This is a genomic window from Geodermatophilus normandii, assembly GCF_003182485.1.
Classification (GTDB): domain Bacteria; phylum Actinomycetota; class Actinomycetes; order Mycobacteriales; family Geodermatophilaceae; genus Geodermatophilus; species Geodermatophilus normandii.
This window is the reverse complement of the sequence record NZ_QGTX01000001.1, coordinates 99703-114096: the sequence shown is the minus strand read 5'-3', so window position 1 is coordinate 114096 and position 14394 is coordinate 99703. Positions and strand designations below refer to the sequence as shown.

The following is a 14394-nucleotide window of genomic DNA, read 5'->3' as shown; positions in this document are numbered from 1 at the left end:
CTCAGCCCAGGTCGTCGGTGGCGAAGGTGTCGCACTGCGCCGGGTCACCGGTCTCGTACCCGGTGAGGAACCAGCGCTGGCGCTGCTCGGACGAGCCGTGCGTGAAGGTGTCCTGGTCCACGGTGCCGCCGCCGAGGTTCTCCTGGATGAAGTCGTCGCCGATGCGGCCGGCGGTGTCCAGCGCCCGGTCGATGTCGTCCTGCGTGATGTCGGCGATCAGCGGCGCACCCGACTCGTCGGGGACGGTCTCGGCGTGGTTGGCCCACGCGCCGGCGTAGCAGTCGGCCTGCAGCTCCAGCCGCACGCTGCCGCTGTCGGCACCGGCCTCGCCCGGGGTGACCTGCCGGTTGGTGCCCAGCAGGTTCTGCACGTGGTGGCCGTACTCGTGGGCGAGCACGTAGGCGTTGGGGAACGCGCCGCCCTGGGCGCCGAACTGGCTGCGCAGGGTGTCGAAGAAGGTCAGGTCGATGTACACGAACCGGTCGGCCGGGCAGTAGAACGGCCCCGAGCCGCTCGTGGCCCCGCCGCACTGCGTCGACACCTGGTCGGAGAAGAACACGGTGTCGGTCGGCACGTACCGCCCGCCCAGCGCCTGCGACCAGTAGTCCTGGATGGAGTCGATGTCGGCGACGACGGCGCACTCGACGGAGTCGTTGGCGTCGCCGCTGTCGTCGCAGGACTGCTCGAGGGCGCTGTTGTCGGCGGTCTCGCCCGGCCCGAGCCCCTCCAGCGCGCCGAGGCCGGCACCGGCACCGGCGCCGCCCCCGCCGCCGAGCACCTGCACCAGCACGACGATGAGCAGCCCGACCAGGCCGAGCCCGCCGCCGCCGACGGCGATCCCGCGGCCACCGCCGAGGCCGCCGCCCCGGCCGCGCCGGTCCTGGATCGACGACGTGTCGAGGTCGCCGCCCTCCCTGTAGCGCATCGCCCTGTGCCCTCCCGGTTCTGCGTGCCGCTCGACCGTGCCACCGGTCCGGCCCGGCCGCACCCGGGAGGCGGCGGGCGGGCGTCAGCGGCGCCGGCGGGTCCCGAACAGGCCGCGGGTGAGCTCCCGGCCGAGCGTGCTGGCCGCCGACCGGGCGAAGGAGCGGAAGGCGGAGGAGGCCATGAGGTCCCCGAGCACCCCGCGCTCCTCCTCGGGCGCGGCGGCCAGCGGTCGCCGTCGGGGGCCGGCTCCGGCTCCGGCTCCGCGCTCCGCTCCCGGCTCGGCCGGGGCGCGGGCGGCGGCGCGAGCCGGGCGGCCAGCAGCTCGCGCGCCGACTCCCGGTCGACGGCGGTGCCGTAGCGGGGCTGCAGCGGTGAGGCGGCCACCGCCGCGGCCATCGCCGCGGGCTCGACGGTGCCCATCGACGCCCGCGGCGGGCGCAGCACGGTCCACGCCAGCGGCGTCGGCGCGCCCCGCTCGGAGAGCACGGTCACCGCGGCCTCGCCGGTGCCCAGCGTCGTCAGCAGCTCCGCGACGTCGTAGACGTCGCTGCGAGGGAAGGTCCGCACGGTCTTCTTCAGCGCGTCGGCGTCCTCGGGCGTGAACGTGCGCAGCGCGTGCTGGACCCGGTTGCCGAGCTGGCCGAGCACGTCGGAGGGGACGTCGGTCGGCTGCTGGGTGACGAAGAAGACGCCGACGCCCTTGGACCGGATGAGCCGCACCGTCTGGGTGACCGCCGTGAGGAACGCCTTGCTGGCGCCGGTGAAGAGCAGGTGCGCCTCGTCGAGGAAGAACACGACCTTCGGCGCGTCGAGGTCGCCGACCTCGGGCAGCTCCTCGAACAGCTCGGCGAGCAGCCACACCAGGAAGGTGGAGAACAGCGCCGGCCGGTCGGCGACGGCGGGCAGCTCGACGGCGCTGATGACGCCGCGGCCGTCGGGCGCGGTGCGGATCAGGTCGGCGGGGTCGAACGCGGGCTCGCCGAAGAAGACGTCGCCGCCGAGGTCCTCCAGCGCCACGAGCTCGCGCAGCACCACCCCCGCCGTCGCCTTGGACAGCCCGCCGAGGCCGGCGAGCTCCTCCTTGCCCTCCCTGCTGGTCAGCCAGGTGAGCAGCGCGCGCAGGTCGGCGAGGTCCAGCAGCGGGAGGCCCGCCTCGTCGGCGTGGTGGAAGACCAGGCCCAGCGAGCTCTCCTGGGTGGCGTTGAGGCCGAGCACCTTGGCCAGCAGGGTCGGGCCGAAGTCGCTGACCGTGGCCCGCACCGGCACGCCGGTGCCCAGGCCGCCGAGTGCCAGGTACTCGACGGGGAAGCCCGTGGGCTGCCAGGGGTCGGCCGTGTCGGCGGCCCGGCGGGTGACCCGCTCGGTGGCCTCGCCGGGGCGGGCCAGCCCCGCCAGGTCTCCCTTGAGGTCGGCGAGCACCACCGGGACTCCCGCCGCCGACAGCTGCTCGGCCATGAGCTGCAGGGTGCGGGTCTTGCCGGTGCCGGTCGCCCCGGCGATGAGCCCGTGCCGGTTGAGCACGGACAGCGGCAGCCGCACCTGCGCGTCCGGGTGCGTCCGGCCGCCGACGGACACCGCGCCCAGGTGGAGTGCGGGGCCCTCCACGGCGTAGCCCGCCGCGATCCGGGCGGCCGCTGCGGCGGTCCCGTCGGAGGTCGTGTCGTCGTCCGGGGCGGGGGTGCTGGGCTCGCTCACGCGGGCGACCGTAGCGACGGCGCCGCTCAGGCGCGCTCGGCCGGCTCCGCGCCGGTGCTCGGGACGGCGTCGGGGGCGTCGCGCAGGAACAGGTACCAGTACGACGTCCCGACGAAGACGACCGCGCCGACGAGGTTCCCCGCGCCGGCCAGCACCCAGTTGAGCAGCGTGTCGCCCCAGCCGACGCCCTCGACCCCGGCGAACAGGGCGGCCGGCAGGTAGAACATGTTCGCCACCACGTGGTCGAAGCCCATGGCGACGAAGGCCATGATGGGGAAGAAGACCGCCAGGATCTTGCCCGCGACGCTCGTCGAGGCCAGCGACATCCACACCGCCAGGCAGACCAGCCAGTTGCACCCGACGCCGCGCAGGAAGACCTCCCACGGGGTGTGCGAGACCTTGCCCTCGGCGATCTCGGAGAGCCGGGCGAAGGTCAGCCCGGCGCTGCCGGTGCTGTCCGGGTCGCCGATGACGCCGGTGGAGACCGCGAGGAAGTAGGCGACGAACAGGGCGCCCAGCAGGTTGCCCAGCAGGACGATGGTGAGGTTCCGGACGACGTCTGCGACCGCGAGCTTGCCGTTCATGGCGCCCAGCGGGACCAGCATCATGTTGCCGGTCGCGAGGTCTGAGCCGGCGATCAGCACCAGGACCAGGCCGAGGGTGAACGCGGCGCCCATGAACAGGGTGGGCAGCGTCCCCCACGTCCCGGTGTCCAGGCCGGAGGAGACCGTGACGGCGACCAGCGCGCCGAAGGAGATGTAGGCGCCGGCGAGGAAGGCGCTGACGAGCACCCGGTCCCACGTGCGGTGCACCTTCTTCGCGCCGGCCGCGCTGGCGACCTTCGCGATCTCGGCGGGTTCCCTGGCGGTCATCGCGCCTCCCGGGGGCTGCGGCGTCGTCCCGGGACGTTAGCGGCACGGGACCGTCCGCGCTGCCCGGGGACGCGGCCGTCGCGGGCGTGGCCCTAGGGTTCGGAGCCGACGACCGAGCGGGGAGGAGCCCATGGCGTTCTCGAACCGGGTGCGCAGCGCCCTGACCACCACGGTCCTGGCGACCGCCGCCACCGGCTTCCTCGCAGGCTGCGGCTCCGACGACGAGCAGGAGCAGGTCGCCTACTGCACGAACGAGGACGGCGAGATCGTCGACGACGACTACTGCGACGACGACTACCGCGGCGGCGGCGGGCTGTTCTTCCTCTACCTCGGCGGCTTCCGGACCGGCCTGCCGGTGGGCACCGTGCTGCCCCGCGGCGGCACGCGCATCAACCCCACCGACACCGCGGCCCGCCAGCGCTACGGCCTGCCCGGCACCGGCAAGGTGTCCGCGGGCCAGCGGGTGACCGGCGGCATCGGGTCGGGCACCGGCGGCGGCTCGGGGTCCTAGGGGTGCGGCGCGTCGAGGGCGGCGTCGTCCGGCCCGGCTGGGAGGCCGAGGTCGAGGCGCAGGGGCTGGTCTACAACCGGACGACGACGCCGGGCGGCGAGGTCCGCAGCTACTGGCGCGAGGGCCCGTTCTACGACTTCACCGCCGCGGAGGTCGAGCGGCTCGAGGGCGCCGTCGCCCAGCTGTTCGAGATGTGCGTGGCCGCCGGCGACCACGTCGTCGACAACGACCTGTTCGACCGGATGGGCATCCCGCTGATCGCCCGCTCCGGCATCCGCGCCACGTGGGAGGGCGAGCCGCCGAGCGTCTACGGCCGCTTCGACCTGCGCTACGACGGCGAGGGCCCGCCCAAGCTGCTGGAGTTCAACGCCGACACCCCGACCGGCCTGGTCGAGTCGGCCGTCACCCAGTGGAACTGGCACCTGTTCACCGGACAGGGCCGCGACCAGTGGAACGCGCTGCACGAGAAGCTGGTGGCCGCCTGGCAGCGCAACCTGACCCGGTGGGAGCGGCGCACGGGGCTGCGGCCGCGCGTGCACCTGGCCTGGACGAGCGCGGAGACCTCCGGTGAGGACCGCATGACCGTCGCCTACCTCATGGACACCGTCGTGCAGGCCGGGTACGAGGCGGTCGAGGTCCTGGTCGAGGACATCGCGCTGGACTCCGCCGACGGCCGCTTCTACGACCCGTCGGGCCGCCACCTCGACGTCGTCTTCAAGCTCTACCCCTGGGAGTGGCTGGTCGACGACGAGTTCGGCGCCGCCGTCCTCGCCGACGCCGCCCGCCCGGGCGGGACGACGTGGGTCGAGCCGGTCTACAAGATGCTGTGGAGCACCAAGGCACTGCTGCCGGTGCTGTGGCAGCTGTTCGGCAGCGACCCGGTGCTCGGGCAGTACCTGCTGCCGGCCTACTTCGCCGACGAGATGCCCTCGACGTGGCGGGACTACGTGCGCAAGCCGCTGTGGGGCCGAGAGGGCGCCAACGTGCAGATCGTCCGCGACGGTCAGGTGGTCACCGCGCTGCCCGGCCGCTACGGCACCGAGGGATTCGTCGTCCAGGAGTTCGCGCCGCTGCCGGACTTCGCCGGCGTCGACGGGCCGCACCACCCGGTGCTCGGGGCCTGGGTCGTCGACGGCGAGCCCGCGGGCCTGGGCATCCGCGAGAGCGACGGGCTCATCACCGACAACCTGAGCTTCTTCGTCCCGCACACCGTCGACGCCCGCTGAGCGGCGCGACCCGCCGCACCGCCCTACGGTCGGGTCATGCCAGTCGAGGGGGAGTACGAGCCCAGTCCGGAGCAGTGGGTCCGCGACCAGGTCGAGCGCTACGAGGCCACCGGCGGCCGCGAGGCGAACACGCTGCGCGACACCGGCCTGCCCGTGGTGATCTTCACCACGCGCGGCGCCACCACGGGGAAGGTCCGCAAGCAGCCGCTCATGCGGGTCGAGAAGGACGGCGTCTACGCGATGGTCGGCTCCCAGGGGGGCGCGCCGAGGGACCCGGCGTGGGTGGCCAACCTGCGGAAGCACCCCGACCAGGTGAGCGTGCAGGACGGCCCCGAGCCCTGGGACGGCGTCGCCCGCGAGATCACCGGTGAGGAGAAGGCGCAGTGGTGGGAGCGCGCGGTGGCCGCCTACCCGCCCTACGCCGAGTACCAGCAGAGGACCGACCGGGTCATCCCCGTCTTCCTGGTCGAGCGGAAGAGGTAGCCGGCCGGCGGTCCTGGACGCGCCCCGCCCGGCTCCGCGACGATGCCGGGCACGACGACCGACCGGCTCCTGCGCGCCGCGCTGTTCCTCAAGGGACTCGACGGCGCGGTCGAGCTGCTCGCGGGCCTGGCGCTGCTGGTGGTGGGCCCCCGGGAGCTGGACGGCCTTCCCCGGTGGGTCGTCGAGCACCACCTGCTGGGCAGCCCGCACGGCGCCCTGGCCGAGCGCTTCGCCGCGGGGGAGGCGGCGCTCAGCGGTGGCGACCGGACGTTCGCGGTGCTGTACCTGACCCTGCACGGCCTGGTGAAGCTCGGCCTGGTCGTCGCGCTGCTGCGGCAGGTGCTGCCCGCGTACCCGCTCGCCGCCGGCGTCCTCGGCGTGTTCTGCGCCTACGAGGTGTACCGGGCGGTGGAGCGGGACGCGTGGTCCATGTGGGCCGCGGCCGCCCTCGACCTCGCGGTCGTCGTGCTCGTGCTGCGCGAGTACCGGCGGCTCAGAAGCCGACGACGGCGTGCGGCCGGTACGGCTCCTCGAGGCGGGCGACCTCCTCGTCGGTGAGGGACAGGCCGACCGCGGCGACGGCGTCGTCGAGGTGTGCGGCCTTCGTGCCCCCGACGATCGGCGCGGTGACCACCGGCTTGGCCAGCAGTCAGGCCAGCGCCACCTGCGCCCGCGCGACGCCGCGCCCGCGGGCCACCTCGGCCACCCGCTCCACGATCGAGCGGTCGCTGCGCTCGTCGTAGAGACGGCCGCCGAACGCGTCGTTCTCCGACCGGTTCGTCGTCTCCTCCCAGTCGCGGGTGAGCCGGCCGCGGGCCAGCGGGCTCCACGGGATGACGCCGACGCCCTGGTCGGCGCACAGCGGCAGCATCTCCCGCTCCTCCTCGCGGTTGAGCAGGTTGTAGTGGTCCTGCATCGACACGAAGCGGTGCCAGCCGTGCTCGCCGGCCAGGTGCAGCGCCTTGCCGAACTGCCAGGCCCACATGCTGCTGGCGCCGAGGTAGCGGACCTTGCCGCTGCGCACGCACGCGTCCAGCGCCTCGAGGGTCTCCTCGATCGGCGTGGCCGGGTCCCAGCGGTGGATCTGGTAGAGGTCGACGTGGTCGACCTGCAGCCGCCGCAGGCTCGCCTCGAGCTCGCGCAGGATCGCCACGCGCGACAGCCCGCCGCCGTTGGGGCCCGGGCGCATCCGGCCGTGCACCTTGGTGGCCAGGACGACGTCGTCGCGGGTGGTGAACTCGCGGACGGCCTTCCCGGTGATCTCCTCGCTGCCGCCGGCCGAGTAGACGTTGGCGGTGTCGAGGAAGGTGACGCCGGCCTCGAGCGCCTTGCGGATCAGCGGGAGCGCCTCGTCCTCGGGCAGGCTCCACGGCGTCATCCCGCGCTCCGGTTCACCGAAGCTCATCATCCCCAGGCAGATCCGCGAGACCTCCAGGCCGGTGGCGCCCAGGCGCACGTACTCCATGCCCCCACCCTGCGCTCCCGTCCCCCGCCCGGCGACCGCGCCGCTAGGGGAGCTGCGCGGCCAGCGCGGGCACGCGGTCGGCGACGCCGTCGGGGAAGGCGGTGAACGGCTCGGCCGTCACCGTCCGCCGCCCGCCCGTGCCCGTCCACCGCCAGGTCCCGACCGCCCGACCGCCCGTGACGACGGTCGGCCGGAAGACCCCGTTGCCACCGGGCACGATGCGGTCGGCGTGCTCGGCCGGCACCGTGCACGTGCGGTCGGCGTAGCCGAGGACGACCTCGTCGAAGCCGGGCAGCAGGTGCAGCCCCGCGGCGTCGTCGCGGCAGGTGGCCAGCCGCTCCGGCGTCTCCGGGTCCATGAGCATCTCGGTGCCGTCGACGTCGACGGCGGCGAGCCGGTCCCGGACGGCCGCCAGCCCGGCGCGGGCGTCGCGGACGGTGGTGCCCGCCCAGCGCACCAGGTCGGCGACCGTGGCCGGCCCGTGCCCGGTGAAGTAGCGCAGCGCCAGCTCGGCCAGCGCCTCCTCGCGGTCCAGCCGCCGCGGCGCGGGCACCCACTCGTCGAGCAGCACGAACGCCTGGTCGCCTGCCTCGACCGGGCCCAGCACCAGGGTCGCGGTCTGCGAGAGGTACCAGAGCGTGTGGTAGCCCTTCTGGCCCGCGACGTCGCACCCGCCGTCGGCGAGGACCGCCAGCAGCTCCCTGCGCCCGAGCCGCCGGCCGCCGGTGAGCGCGGCGACGGCGACCCCGCGCGAGCGCTCGAGGTCGTCCTCGGTCAGCCCGACGACGGCCCTCCGCTTCGCCGCGCCGGCCAGCACCCGGGGGCCGAGCAGGTCGAGCATCCAGGGCAGGTCCTCGGCGGCGGTGAGGTGCAGCGTGCCGCGCATCGGCCAGGACCGGACGACGTCGCCGGCGTCCAGCGCCGCCTCCACCCCGGCGCGCGAGCGGCCGGCGGTGCGCAGCGCCACGGACGTGACCGCGCCCGGCCAGTCCTGTCCCTGGACGGCGAGCAGCCCGCGCACCGCCGCCGCGGCGTCGGGGAACGGCGGGCCGGCCACCCGCTGGGCGACCAGGCGCAGCAGCGCGACCTCCCCGGGCGTCGCCGTCGTCATGGCGCGAGCGTGCCACGCCCCGCCGACGGTCAGCCCTCGCTGCCGCGGTCGATGCCCAGCGTGGCCAGCAGGTCCTCGTGCAGCTGCATCCACACGGTGTGGCAGGACTCGATGCCGGGGCCGGCGACGTACTGCCACTGCCCGCCGTCGACCCGCGCCAGCGCCGAGGTGTACCGCGGGGCGTACCCGTCGAAGCGCTGCAGGCGGCCGGCGAGCGCGGCCGTCGCCGCGGTCAGCTCCCGACCGAGCGTGCCGAGGGCGCGCAGGACCCGCTCGTCCCACCGCCGGTCGGAGTGGTCGTTGGCGGCGAGGGGGTCGGCGCGGGTGGGCCGCAGCTGCCAGTCCGTGCAGACCCGGGTGAAGCGGGCGTTGAGCGGCAGGAAGTCCGCGTACGCCGCGCCGGCGATCTCGCGGGCACCGGTCCGCTCGAGCTCGGCGCTCATCCGGCGCTCGTCCTCGGCCCGGCCCTCGGCGGTGAGGAACCAGCCGGAGGTCCCGTCGAAGGAGGCGGTGCCCACCCAGCCGCGGGCGCCGTGGCCGAGCAGGTGGTCCTCGACGTCGTCGGGGTCGAGACCGTAGTGGGCGGCGATCCGGCCGGTGGAGGCGAACCCGAGGACGCGGGGGCCGTGCAGGACGAGGTCGTCGACGTCGGAGGCGGCGGCGGGCACGCCCGGCATCCTGCCGTCAGCGCACGAGGTGCAGGTAGACCATGTCCTCGGTGTCGGGCTCGGTGGTGAGCGGGGTGAAGCCCGCGGCGGCGGCCACCCGCAGGCTCGCCGCGTTGTCCGGCTCGACGCCCAGGACGAACTGCTCGACGTCGGCGGTCTCCGGGGCGGCCACCAGCGCCCGCAGGGTCGCGCTGCCGTACCCGTGCCCGCGACACGGCGGGGCGACGACGTAGGCCGAGCCCATGGTGCGGCGCTCGAGGACCTCCACCACCCGTTCGGCCGCGGGGTCCCAGAGCGTCCAGCGGTCGTAGACGTCCCCGCCGATCTGGGCCACCGGGCGGTCGGCGTCGTCGAGCGCGACGAAGCTGTGGGCCCGCAGCACCCGGCGGCCGCGGAACTCCTCGTCCCGGGCGGCCGTGCTGAGCGCGAACTCGCGCTGCGGCCACTCGCGCCCGCCCAGCCGGCGCTGCGTCTCCGGGTCGTCGAACCAGGGCAGCACGGCGGGCAGGTGCTCCGGCTGGAAGGGGACGAGCCGGACGCGGGGCACCGCTCCAGCCTGGTCCCGCCCCGGCTCCGCGCACCCCGGCACTGACAGACTGCGGCGCGTGCAGGCCGGGGACTGGGACGCGCGCTACGCCGAGCGGCAGCAGTGGTCGGGAGAGCCCAACCCGCTCGTCGCCTCGCTGGTGCAGGACCTCCCGCCGGGCGACGCCGCGGACGTGGCCGCGGGGGAGGGGCGGCACGCGCTGTGGCTGGCCCGCCTCGGCTGGCGGGCGACCGCCGTCGACTTCTCCGCCACCGGCCTGGCGCGCGGGCGGGCCCAGGCCGGCGCCGACCGGGTCACCTGGGTGACCGCCGACGTCACCGGGTGGTCCGCACCGCCGGGGTCGCTGGACCTCGTGCTGGTGGCGTACCTGCACCTGCCGGACCCGCCGATGACCGACCTGCTGCGCCGGGCGGTGGGCTGGCTGCGGCCGGGCGGGCGGTTCCTGCTGCTCGGCCACGACGTCGACAACCTCGCGCACGGCGTGGGCGGGCCGCAGGACCCGGCGATCCTGCACAGCCCGCGCCGGCTGGCCCCGGTCGCCGGCCTGCTCGACGTCGACCGGCTCGCCACGGTGCCGCGGGAGACGCCCGCCGGGACCGCGCTGGACACCCTGCTGTGGGGACGCCGACCGTCGTCCCCCGGCGCTAGCGTCTGAGCCGTGATGGGGATGGGCGGGGCCGGTGGCCCCGGTGCCGAGCGGCGACGGCGGCTGGTGGCCGCGGTGATCGTGCTCGCCATGGTGCTGGCGGCCGGCGCGACGGTGCTCTCCCTCGCCCTGGACTGAGGAGGCGGCCGTGCCCGATCCGATCGAGGAGTGGTTCGCCGCGGCCGGGCCGCGCGAGGCCGAGTTGCGGCGGGTCGACGCCCTGGTGCGCGAGGCGGCGCCCGGGCTGGACCGGGAACTCGTCCCGGCCGGCGCCGGGCAGGTGCTGGGGTACGGGCTGCTGCCCTACCGGCCGCGGTCGGCGAGGGAGACCACCCGCTGGCCGCTGGTCGCCCTGGCCGCGCAGAAGCGGCACCTGTCGCTCTACGTCTGCGCCGTCGTGGACGGGGAGTACCTGCCCGAGGCCCGCGCCGGGCGGCTCGGGGAGGTGTCCTGCGGCAGGAGCTGCGTCCGCTTCACCTCCCTCGACCGGGTGGACGCCGGAGAGCTCGCGGCCCTCGTGCGGGACGCCGCGGCGGTCACGTCGTCGGGCGGCAACGCGTTCTTCGTCTCCTGACCGACACGCCGGAGCCGCCCATGGGAGGGACCTAGGTCCCTGGATCGGCGGGTCCCGGCACGCCACCGTGGAGGCCGTCCCCCTCGCACGGACCGCACGAGGAGTCCCGCGCGCCCATGACGCTTCACGAGCAGCTCCCCGTCGACCCCGCCGTCGAGCAGGCCGTCACCCGTCTGGTGGACGAGTTCGGCACGCGGCTGCGACCCCAGGTCGTCGGTCGCGTGGTGCGCTCCGCCCGCCGGGACCTCAGCGGCGTCCCGGCGACGGCGCTGCCGGAGATGGTCGAGCGGCTCGCGCGCACCCGGCTGCAGTCGGTCGGCTGACCCCCCGCCGAATCCGGTTGCCGCACCCCGGACGATGACCGGGTGGGCTACGTCGACGTGAGCGGGGTCCGGCACACGCTGCCGGACGGCCGGGTGCTGCTGGACGACGTCTCGTTCCGGGTCGGCGACGGCGCCCGGGCGGCGCTGGTCGGGGAGAACGGCGCCGGGAAGACGACGCTGCTGCGGATCGTCTCCGGCGACCTCGTCCCCGAGGCCGGCACCGTCGCCCGAAGCGGCGGGCTCGGCGTCATGCGGCAGTTCATCGGCTCGGTGCGCGACGACACCACCGTCCAGCGCTTCCTCGTCGACCTCTCCGCCCCGGCGGTGCGGGCCGCGTGGGACGCCCTGGAGGCCGCCGAGCTCGCCCTCATGGAGACCGACGACGAGCCCGCGCAGCTGGCCTACGCCGGCGCGCTCGCGCAGTGGGGCGACGTCGGCGGCTACGAGGCCGAGGTCACCTGGGACACGGTGACCGTGGCGGCTCTCGGCGTCCCCTACGACCGGTGCAAGTACCGCGAGCTGTCCACGCTGTCCGGCGGTGAGCAGAAGCGGCTGGCGCTGGAGGCGCTGCTGCGCGGGCCCGAGCAGGTGCTGCTGCTCGACGAGCCGGACAACTACCTCGACGTCCCGGGCAAGCGGTGGCTGGAGCAGCGGCTGCTCGAGACGCGCAAGACGGTGCTGTTCGTCAGCCACGACCGCGAGCTGCTCGCGACCGTCGCCGACCGGGTGGTGACCGTCGAGGGCCGGACGGCGTGGGTGCACGGCGGCGGGTGGGCCGGCTACCCCGACGCGCGGGCCGCCCGGCACGAGCGGATGGCCGAGCTGCGCCGCCGGTGGGAGGAGGAGCACCAGCGGCTGGTGGACCTGGTGCGCACGCTGCAGCAGCAGGCGGCCAACTCCCCGGACATGGCCAGCCGGTACTCCGCGGCGCAGACCCGGCTGGCGAAGTTCGAGAAGGCCGGCCCGCCTCCCGACCGCCCTCCGCAGCAGGAGGTGACGATGCGGCTGCGCGGCGGGCGCACCGGCGTGCGGGCGGTCATGGCCGAGCAGCTGGAGCTGAGCGGGCTGATGCGGCCGTTCGACCTGGAGGTCTGGTACGGCGACCGGGTCGGCGTCCTCGGCGCCAACGGCGCGGGCAAGTCGCACTTCCTGCGGCTGCTGGCCGGAGCCGACGTCGCGCACACCGGGTCCTGGCGGCTCGGCGCGCGGGTGGTCCCGGGCATGTTCGCGCAGACCCACGCCCACCCGGAGTGGCTGGACCGCACGCCGGTGGACCTGCTGTGGCACGGCGAGCCGGGCCGCCCGGGCGTCGATCGCGGCCGGGCGATGGCCGCGCTGCGCCGCTACGGGCTCACCGACGCCGCCGACCAGCCGTTCCGCACCATGTCGGGCGGGCAGCAGGCGCGGCTGCAGGTGCTGATGCTCGAGCTGTCGGGCGCCACGCTGCTGCTGCTCGACGAGCCCACCGACAACCTCGACGTCCTGTCGGCCGAGGCGCTGGAGGAGGCCCTGGCCGCGTTCGACGGGACCGTCCTCGCCGTCACCCACGACCGCTGGTTCGCCCGGTCCTTCGACCGGTTCCTCGTCTTCGGCGCCGACGGGCGGGTCTACGAGTCCGCCGAGCCGGTGTTCGACGAGACGCGGGTGGCCCGCGCCCGCTGAGCGTCCGTCAGGCCGGCTTGACTGTCAGGGCAGCCTGACGGACGCTGGGTCATGGACGTCGACGACCTCGAACGGCGGCACACCCTCGGCAGCGCCGTCCGGCGCTACGAGGAGCTGCGCGCCCGGGACTCCCTCGCCGACCCCGACGACCCGGACGGCCCGCGGCCGCTCACCCGGGACGAGGCACTGGAGCTGCTGGCGCTCGGCGAGGTGATCGCCCGGCGCGCGGCCCAGGGTCGGCAGCTCACCGTGCGCACGGCGCGGACGACGGGGGCGTCCTGGGCGCAGATCGGCCGCGCGCTCGGCGCCACCCGGCAGTCGGCGTGGGAGGCGCACCGGCGCTGGATCGACACCCAGGTCGGCCGCTCCGACGGCTCGGGCGGGTTCACCGAGGACGAGGCGGCCGAGGCCCGCGCCCTCCTCGCCAACGACGCCGACTAGAACGGGGCAGATCGCCGTTCGTGCCGGTCAGAACGCCCGGCCCTCGCCGCGGTAGGTGGGGACGGCGCCGCTGCGCGCGTCGCCGGCGAGGGTGTGCAGGACGTCGACGTGCTCGCACACCTCGCCGGCCTTCGCGTGGCGGAACCAGACGCGGTCGCCCACCCGCAGCGCGTCGGCGTCCGGCCCGCGCAGGGGCGTCTGCACCTCCCCGGCGCCCTCGGTGCCGAGCAGCCGCAGGCGGGGCGGGTGCACGGGGCGGGGCAGCCGGTCGGCCCCGGGCGGCCCCGACGCGATCCACCCGCCGCCGGCCACGGTCACCGTCCCGGGCGCCGGACGGCGGGTCACCGGCAGCGCGAACAGCAGGGCCGGCCGGCCGCGGAACGCGCGGTAGCCGTCGAACAGCGTCGGCTGGTAGAGGCCCGAGCCCGCGGCGAGCTCGGTGACGGCGGGGTCGGCGGCGGTCCGCTCGAGGCTGCCGGTGCCGCCGCCGTTGACGAACCGCAGGGGCGCCACCGCCGACACCGCGGCCACCGCCGCCGCCCGCCGTCCGGCCAGCTCGCGCACCGACAGCGCCTGCACACCGCGCACCGCGAGGCCGCGCAGCGGGCGGCCGGGCGGCGCGTCCGGCACGCCGGCGACCTGCGCCTCGTAGGCCATCAGTCCCACGAGGGTGAAGCCGCGCCGGTCGCACACCGCCCGCGCCAGCGCCGCCGCGCCGGCCGGGTCGTGCACGGGGGAGCGGCGCACGCCGACGTGCACCCGGCCGCCGGCGGCCCGCAGCGAGGCGTCGAGGTCGAGGCAGACCCGCACCGGCGGGCGCCTCCCGGGGAGGGCCACCGCGTCGACGGTGTCGAGGTGGTCGGGGGAGTCGACCACCAGGGTCACGCGGGCCGCCAGCGCCGGGTCGGCGACCAGTCGGCGCAGCGCCGCCCGGTCCACGGTCGGGTAGCCGACGACGACGTCGTCGCACACGGGGTCGTCCCCGCCGGCCAGCCACAGCGCCTCGGCCAGCGTGTAGGCGAGCACGCCGGCGAACCCCGGCCGGGCCAGCACGCGCCGCAGCACCGCGCGGCTGCGCACCGACTTGCTCGCCACGCGGATCGGCCGCCCGCCGGCGCGGCGGGTGAGGTCGGCGGCGTTGGCGTCGAGGGCGTCGAGGTCGAGGACGGCGAGCGGCGGGTCGAGGTCCGCCGTCGCGGCGTCGAGCCGGGCACGTGCCGAGGTCACGGTCCCGGAGCCTCCC

17 protein-coding genes and 1 pseudogene are annotated in these 14394 nt (G+C 75.8%); 10 read left to right on the top strand and 8 right to left on the bottom strand.

The annotated features are described in order from the left end of the window. Nucleotide 1 precedes the first annotated feature (1 nt). From ypfJ to JD79_RS00615, 3 genes and pseudogenes are all read right to left on the bottom strand, one after another. A complete protein-coding gene (gene ypfJ / locus JD79_RS00625) occupies nucleotides 2-925 on the bottom strand; it encodes a KPN_02809 family neutral zinc metallopeptidase (RefSeq protein ID WP_110003974.1) in 924 nt (307 codons plus the stop codon). A gap of 350 nt (nucleotides 926-1275) precedes the next feature. Then, nucleotides 1276-2448: pseudogene (locus JD79_RS23255) on the bottom strand (helicase HerA-like domain-containing protein); the annotation flags it as partial. Between the two features lie 200 nt (nucleotides 2449-2648). Further along, complete coding sequence (locus tag JD79_RS00615) at nucleotides 2649-3494, bottom strand: formate/nitrite transporter family protein (protein WP_110003973.1); 846 nt, start codon at nucleotides 3492-3494, stop codon at nucleotides 2649-2651. Nucleotides 3495-3624: 130 nt separating this feature from the next. Here JD79_RS00615 and JD79_RS00610 point away from each other — a divergent pair, with 130 nt between their 5' ends. From JD79_RS00610 to JD79_RS00595, 4 genes are read left to right on the top strand one after another with little or no spacing between them, the layout of a single operon-like run. After that, complete coding sequence (locus tag JD79_RS00610) at nucleotides 3625-4005, top strand: hypothetical protein (protein WP_110003972.1); 381 nt, start codon at nucleotides 3625-3627, stop codon at nucleotides 4003-4005. Nucleotides 4006-4007: 2 nt separating this feature from the next. Next, entirely contained in the window at nucleotides 4008-5231 is a 1224-nt protein-coding gene (locus JD79_RS00605) for a glutathionylspermidine synthase family protein (RefSeq protein ID WP_110003971.1), read from the top strand. Nucleotides 5232-5267: 36 nt separating this feature from the next. Then, entirely contained in the window at nucleotides 5268-5714 is a 447-nt protein-coding gene (locus tag JD79_RS00600; protein ID WP_110003970.1) for a nitroreductase family deazaflavin-dependent oxidoreductase, read from the top strand. 42 nt (nucleotides 5715-5756) lie between these two features. Continuing rightward, a complete protein-coding gene (locus JD79_RS00595; RefSeq protein WP_110003969.1) occupies nucleotides 5757-6272 on the top strand; it encodes a DUF2127 domain-containing protein in 516 nt (171 codons plus the stop codon). 91 nt (nucleotides 6273-6363) lie between these two features. On the opposite strand, the gene JD79_RS00590 is transcribed toward JD79_RS00595, so the two are convergent. From JD79_RS00590 to JD79_RS00575, 4 genes are read right to left on the bottom strand one after another with little or no spacing between them, the layout of a single operon-like run. Beyond that, entirely contained in the window at nucleotides 6364-7179 is an 816-nt protein-coding gene (locus JD79_RS00590) for an aldo/keto reductase (protein WP_281270258.1), read from the bottom strand. A gap of 43 nt (nucleotides 7180-7222) precedes the next feature. Beyond that, nucleotides 7223-8290, bottom strand: coding sequence for a winged helix DNA-binding domain-containing protein (locus JD79_RS00585; protein ID WP_110003968.1), 1068 nt, complete (start codon nucleotides 8288-8290; stop codon nucleotides 7223-7225). A 29-nt stretch (nucleotides 8291-8319) separates the two neighbouring features. Next, nucleotides 8320-8958: a transcriptional regulator gene (locus tag JD79_RS00580; RefSeq protein ID WP_146220353.1), complete on the bottom strand. Its 639-nt coding sequence runs from the start codon at nucleotides 8956-8958 to the stop codon at nucleotides 8320-8322. Between the two features lie 16 nt (nucleotides 8959-8974). Continuing rightward, nucleotides 8975-9505, bottom strand: coding sequence for a GNAT family N-acetyltransferase (locus tag JD79_RS00575; RefSeq protein ID WP_170149064.1), 531 nt, complete (start codon nucleotides 9503-9505; stop codon nucleotides 8975-8977). 58 nt (nucleotides 9506-9563) lie between these two features. Here JD79_RS00575 and JD79_RS00570 point away from each other — a divergent pair, with 58 nt between their 5' ends. The 6 genes from JD79_RS00570 (at nucleotide 9564) to JD79_RS00550 (ending at nucleotide 13151) form a co-directional block, all read left to right on the top strand. After that, entirely contained in the window at nucleotides 9564-10160 is a 597-nt protein-coding gene (locus JD79_RS00570) for a class I SAM-dependent methyltransferase (RefSeq protein WP_110003965.1), read from the top strand. 3 nt (nucleotides 10161-10163) lie between these two features. Continuing rightward, entirely contained in the window at nucleotides 10164-10289 is a 126-nt protein-coding gene (locus tag JD79_RS24100; protein WP_281270257.1) for a hypothetical protein, read from the top strand. 10 nt (nucleotides 10290-10299) lie between these two features. Continuing rightward, nucleotides 10300-10725, top strand: a complete 426-nt coding sequence (locus JD79_RS00565; protein ID WP_110003964.1) for a DUF1801 domain-containing protein — start codon at nucleotides 10300-10302, stop codon at nucleotides 10723-10725. A 116-nt stretch (nucleotides 10726-10841) separates the two neighbouring features. Then, nucleotides 10842-11048 (top strand): three-helix bundle dimerization domain-containing protein, encoded by a 207-nt coding sequence (locus JD79_RS00560; RefSeq protein WP_110003963.1) that lies wholly within the window; start codon nucleotides 10842-10844, stop codon nucleotides 11046-11048. Nucleotides 11049-11090: 42 nt separating this feature from the next. Further along, the gene (locus tag JD79_RS00555) at nucleotides 11091-12710 is read left to right on the top strand and encodes an ABC-F family ATP-binding cassette domain-containing protein (RefSeq protein WP_110003962.1); all 1620 of its coding nucleotides are present in this window, start codon (nucleotides 11091-11093) and stop codon (nucleotides 12708-12710) included. 51 nt (nucleotides 12711-12761) lie between these two features. Next, nucleotides 12762-13151 carry a hypothetical protein gene (locus JD79_RS00550; RefSeq protein ID WP_110003961.1) on the top strand — a complete coding sequence of 130 codons (390 nt, stop codon included), beginning with the start codon at nucleotides 12762-12764 and terminating at the stop codon, nucleotides 13149-13151. Between the two features lie 27 nt (nucleotides 13152-13178). Here JD79_RS00550 and JD79_RS00545 read toward each other — a convergent pair whose 3' ends face one another. Beyond that, nucleotides 13179-14378, bottom strand: coding sequence for an amino acid deaminase/aldolase (locus tag JD79_RS00545; RefSeq protein ID WP_110003960.1), 1200 nt, complete (start codon nucleotides 14376-14378; stop codon nucleotides 13179-13181). Nucleotides 14379-14394: the final 16 nt, after the last annotated feature.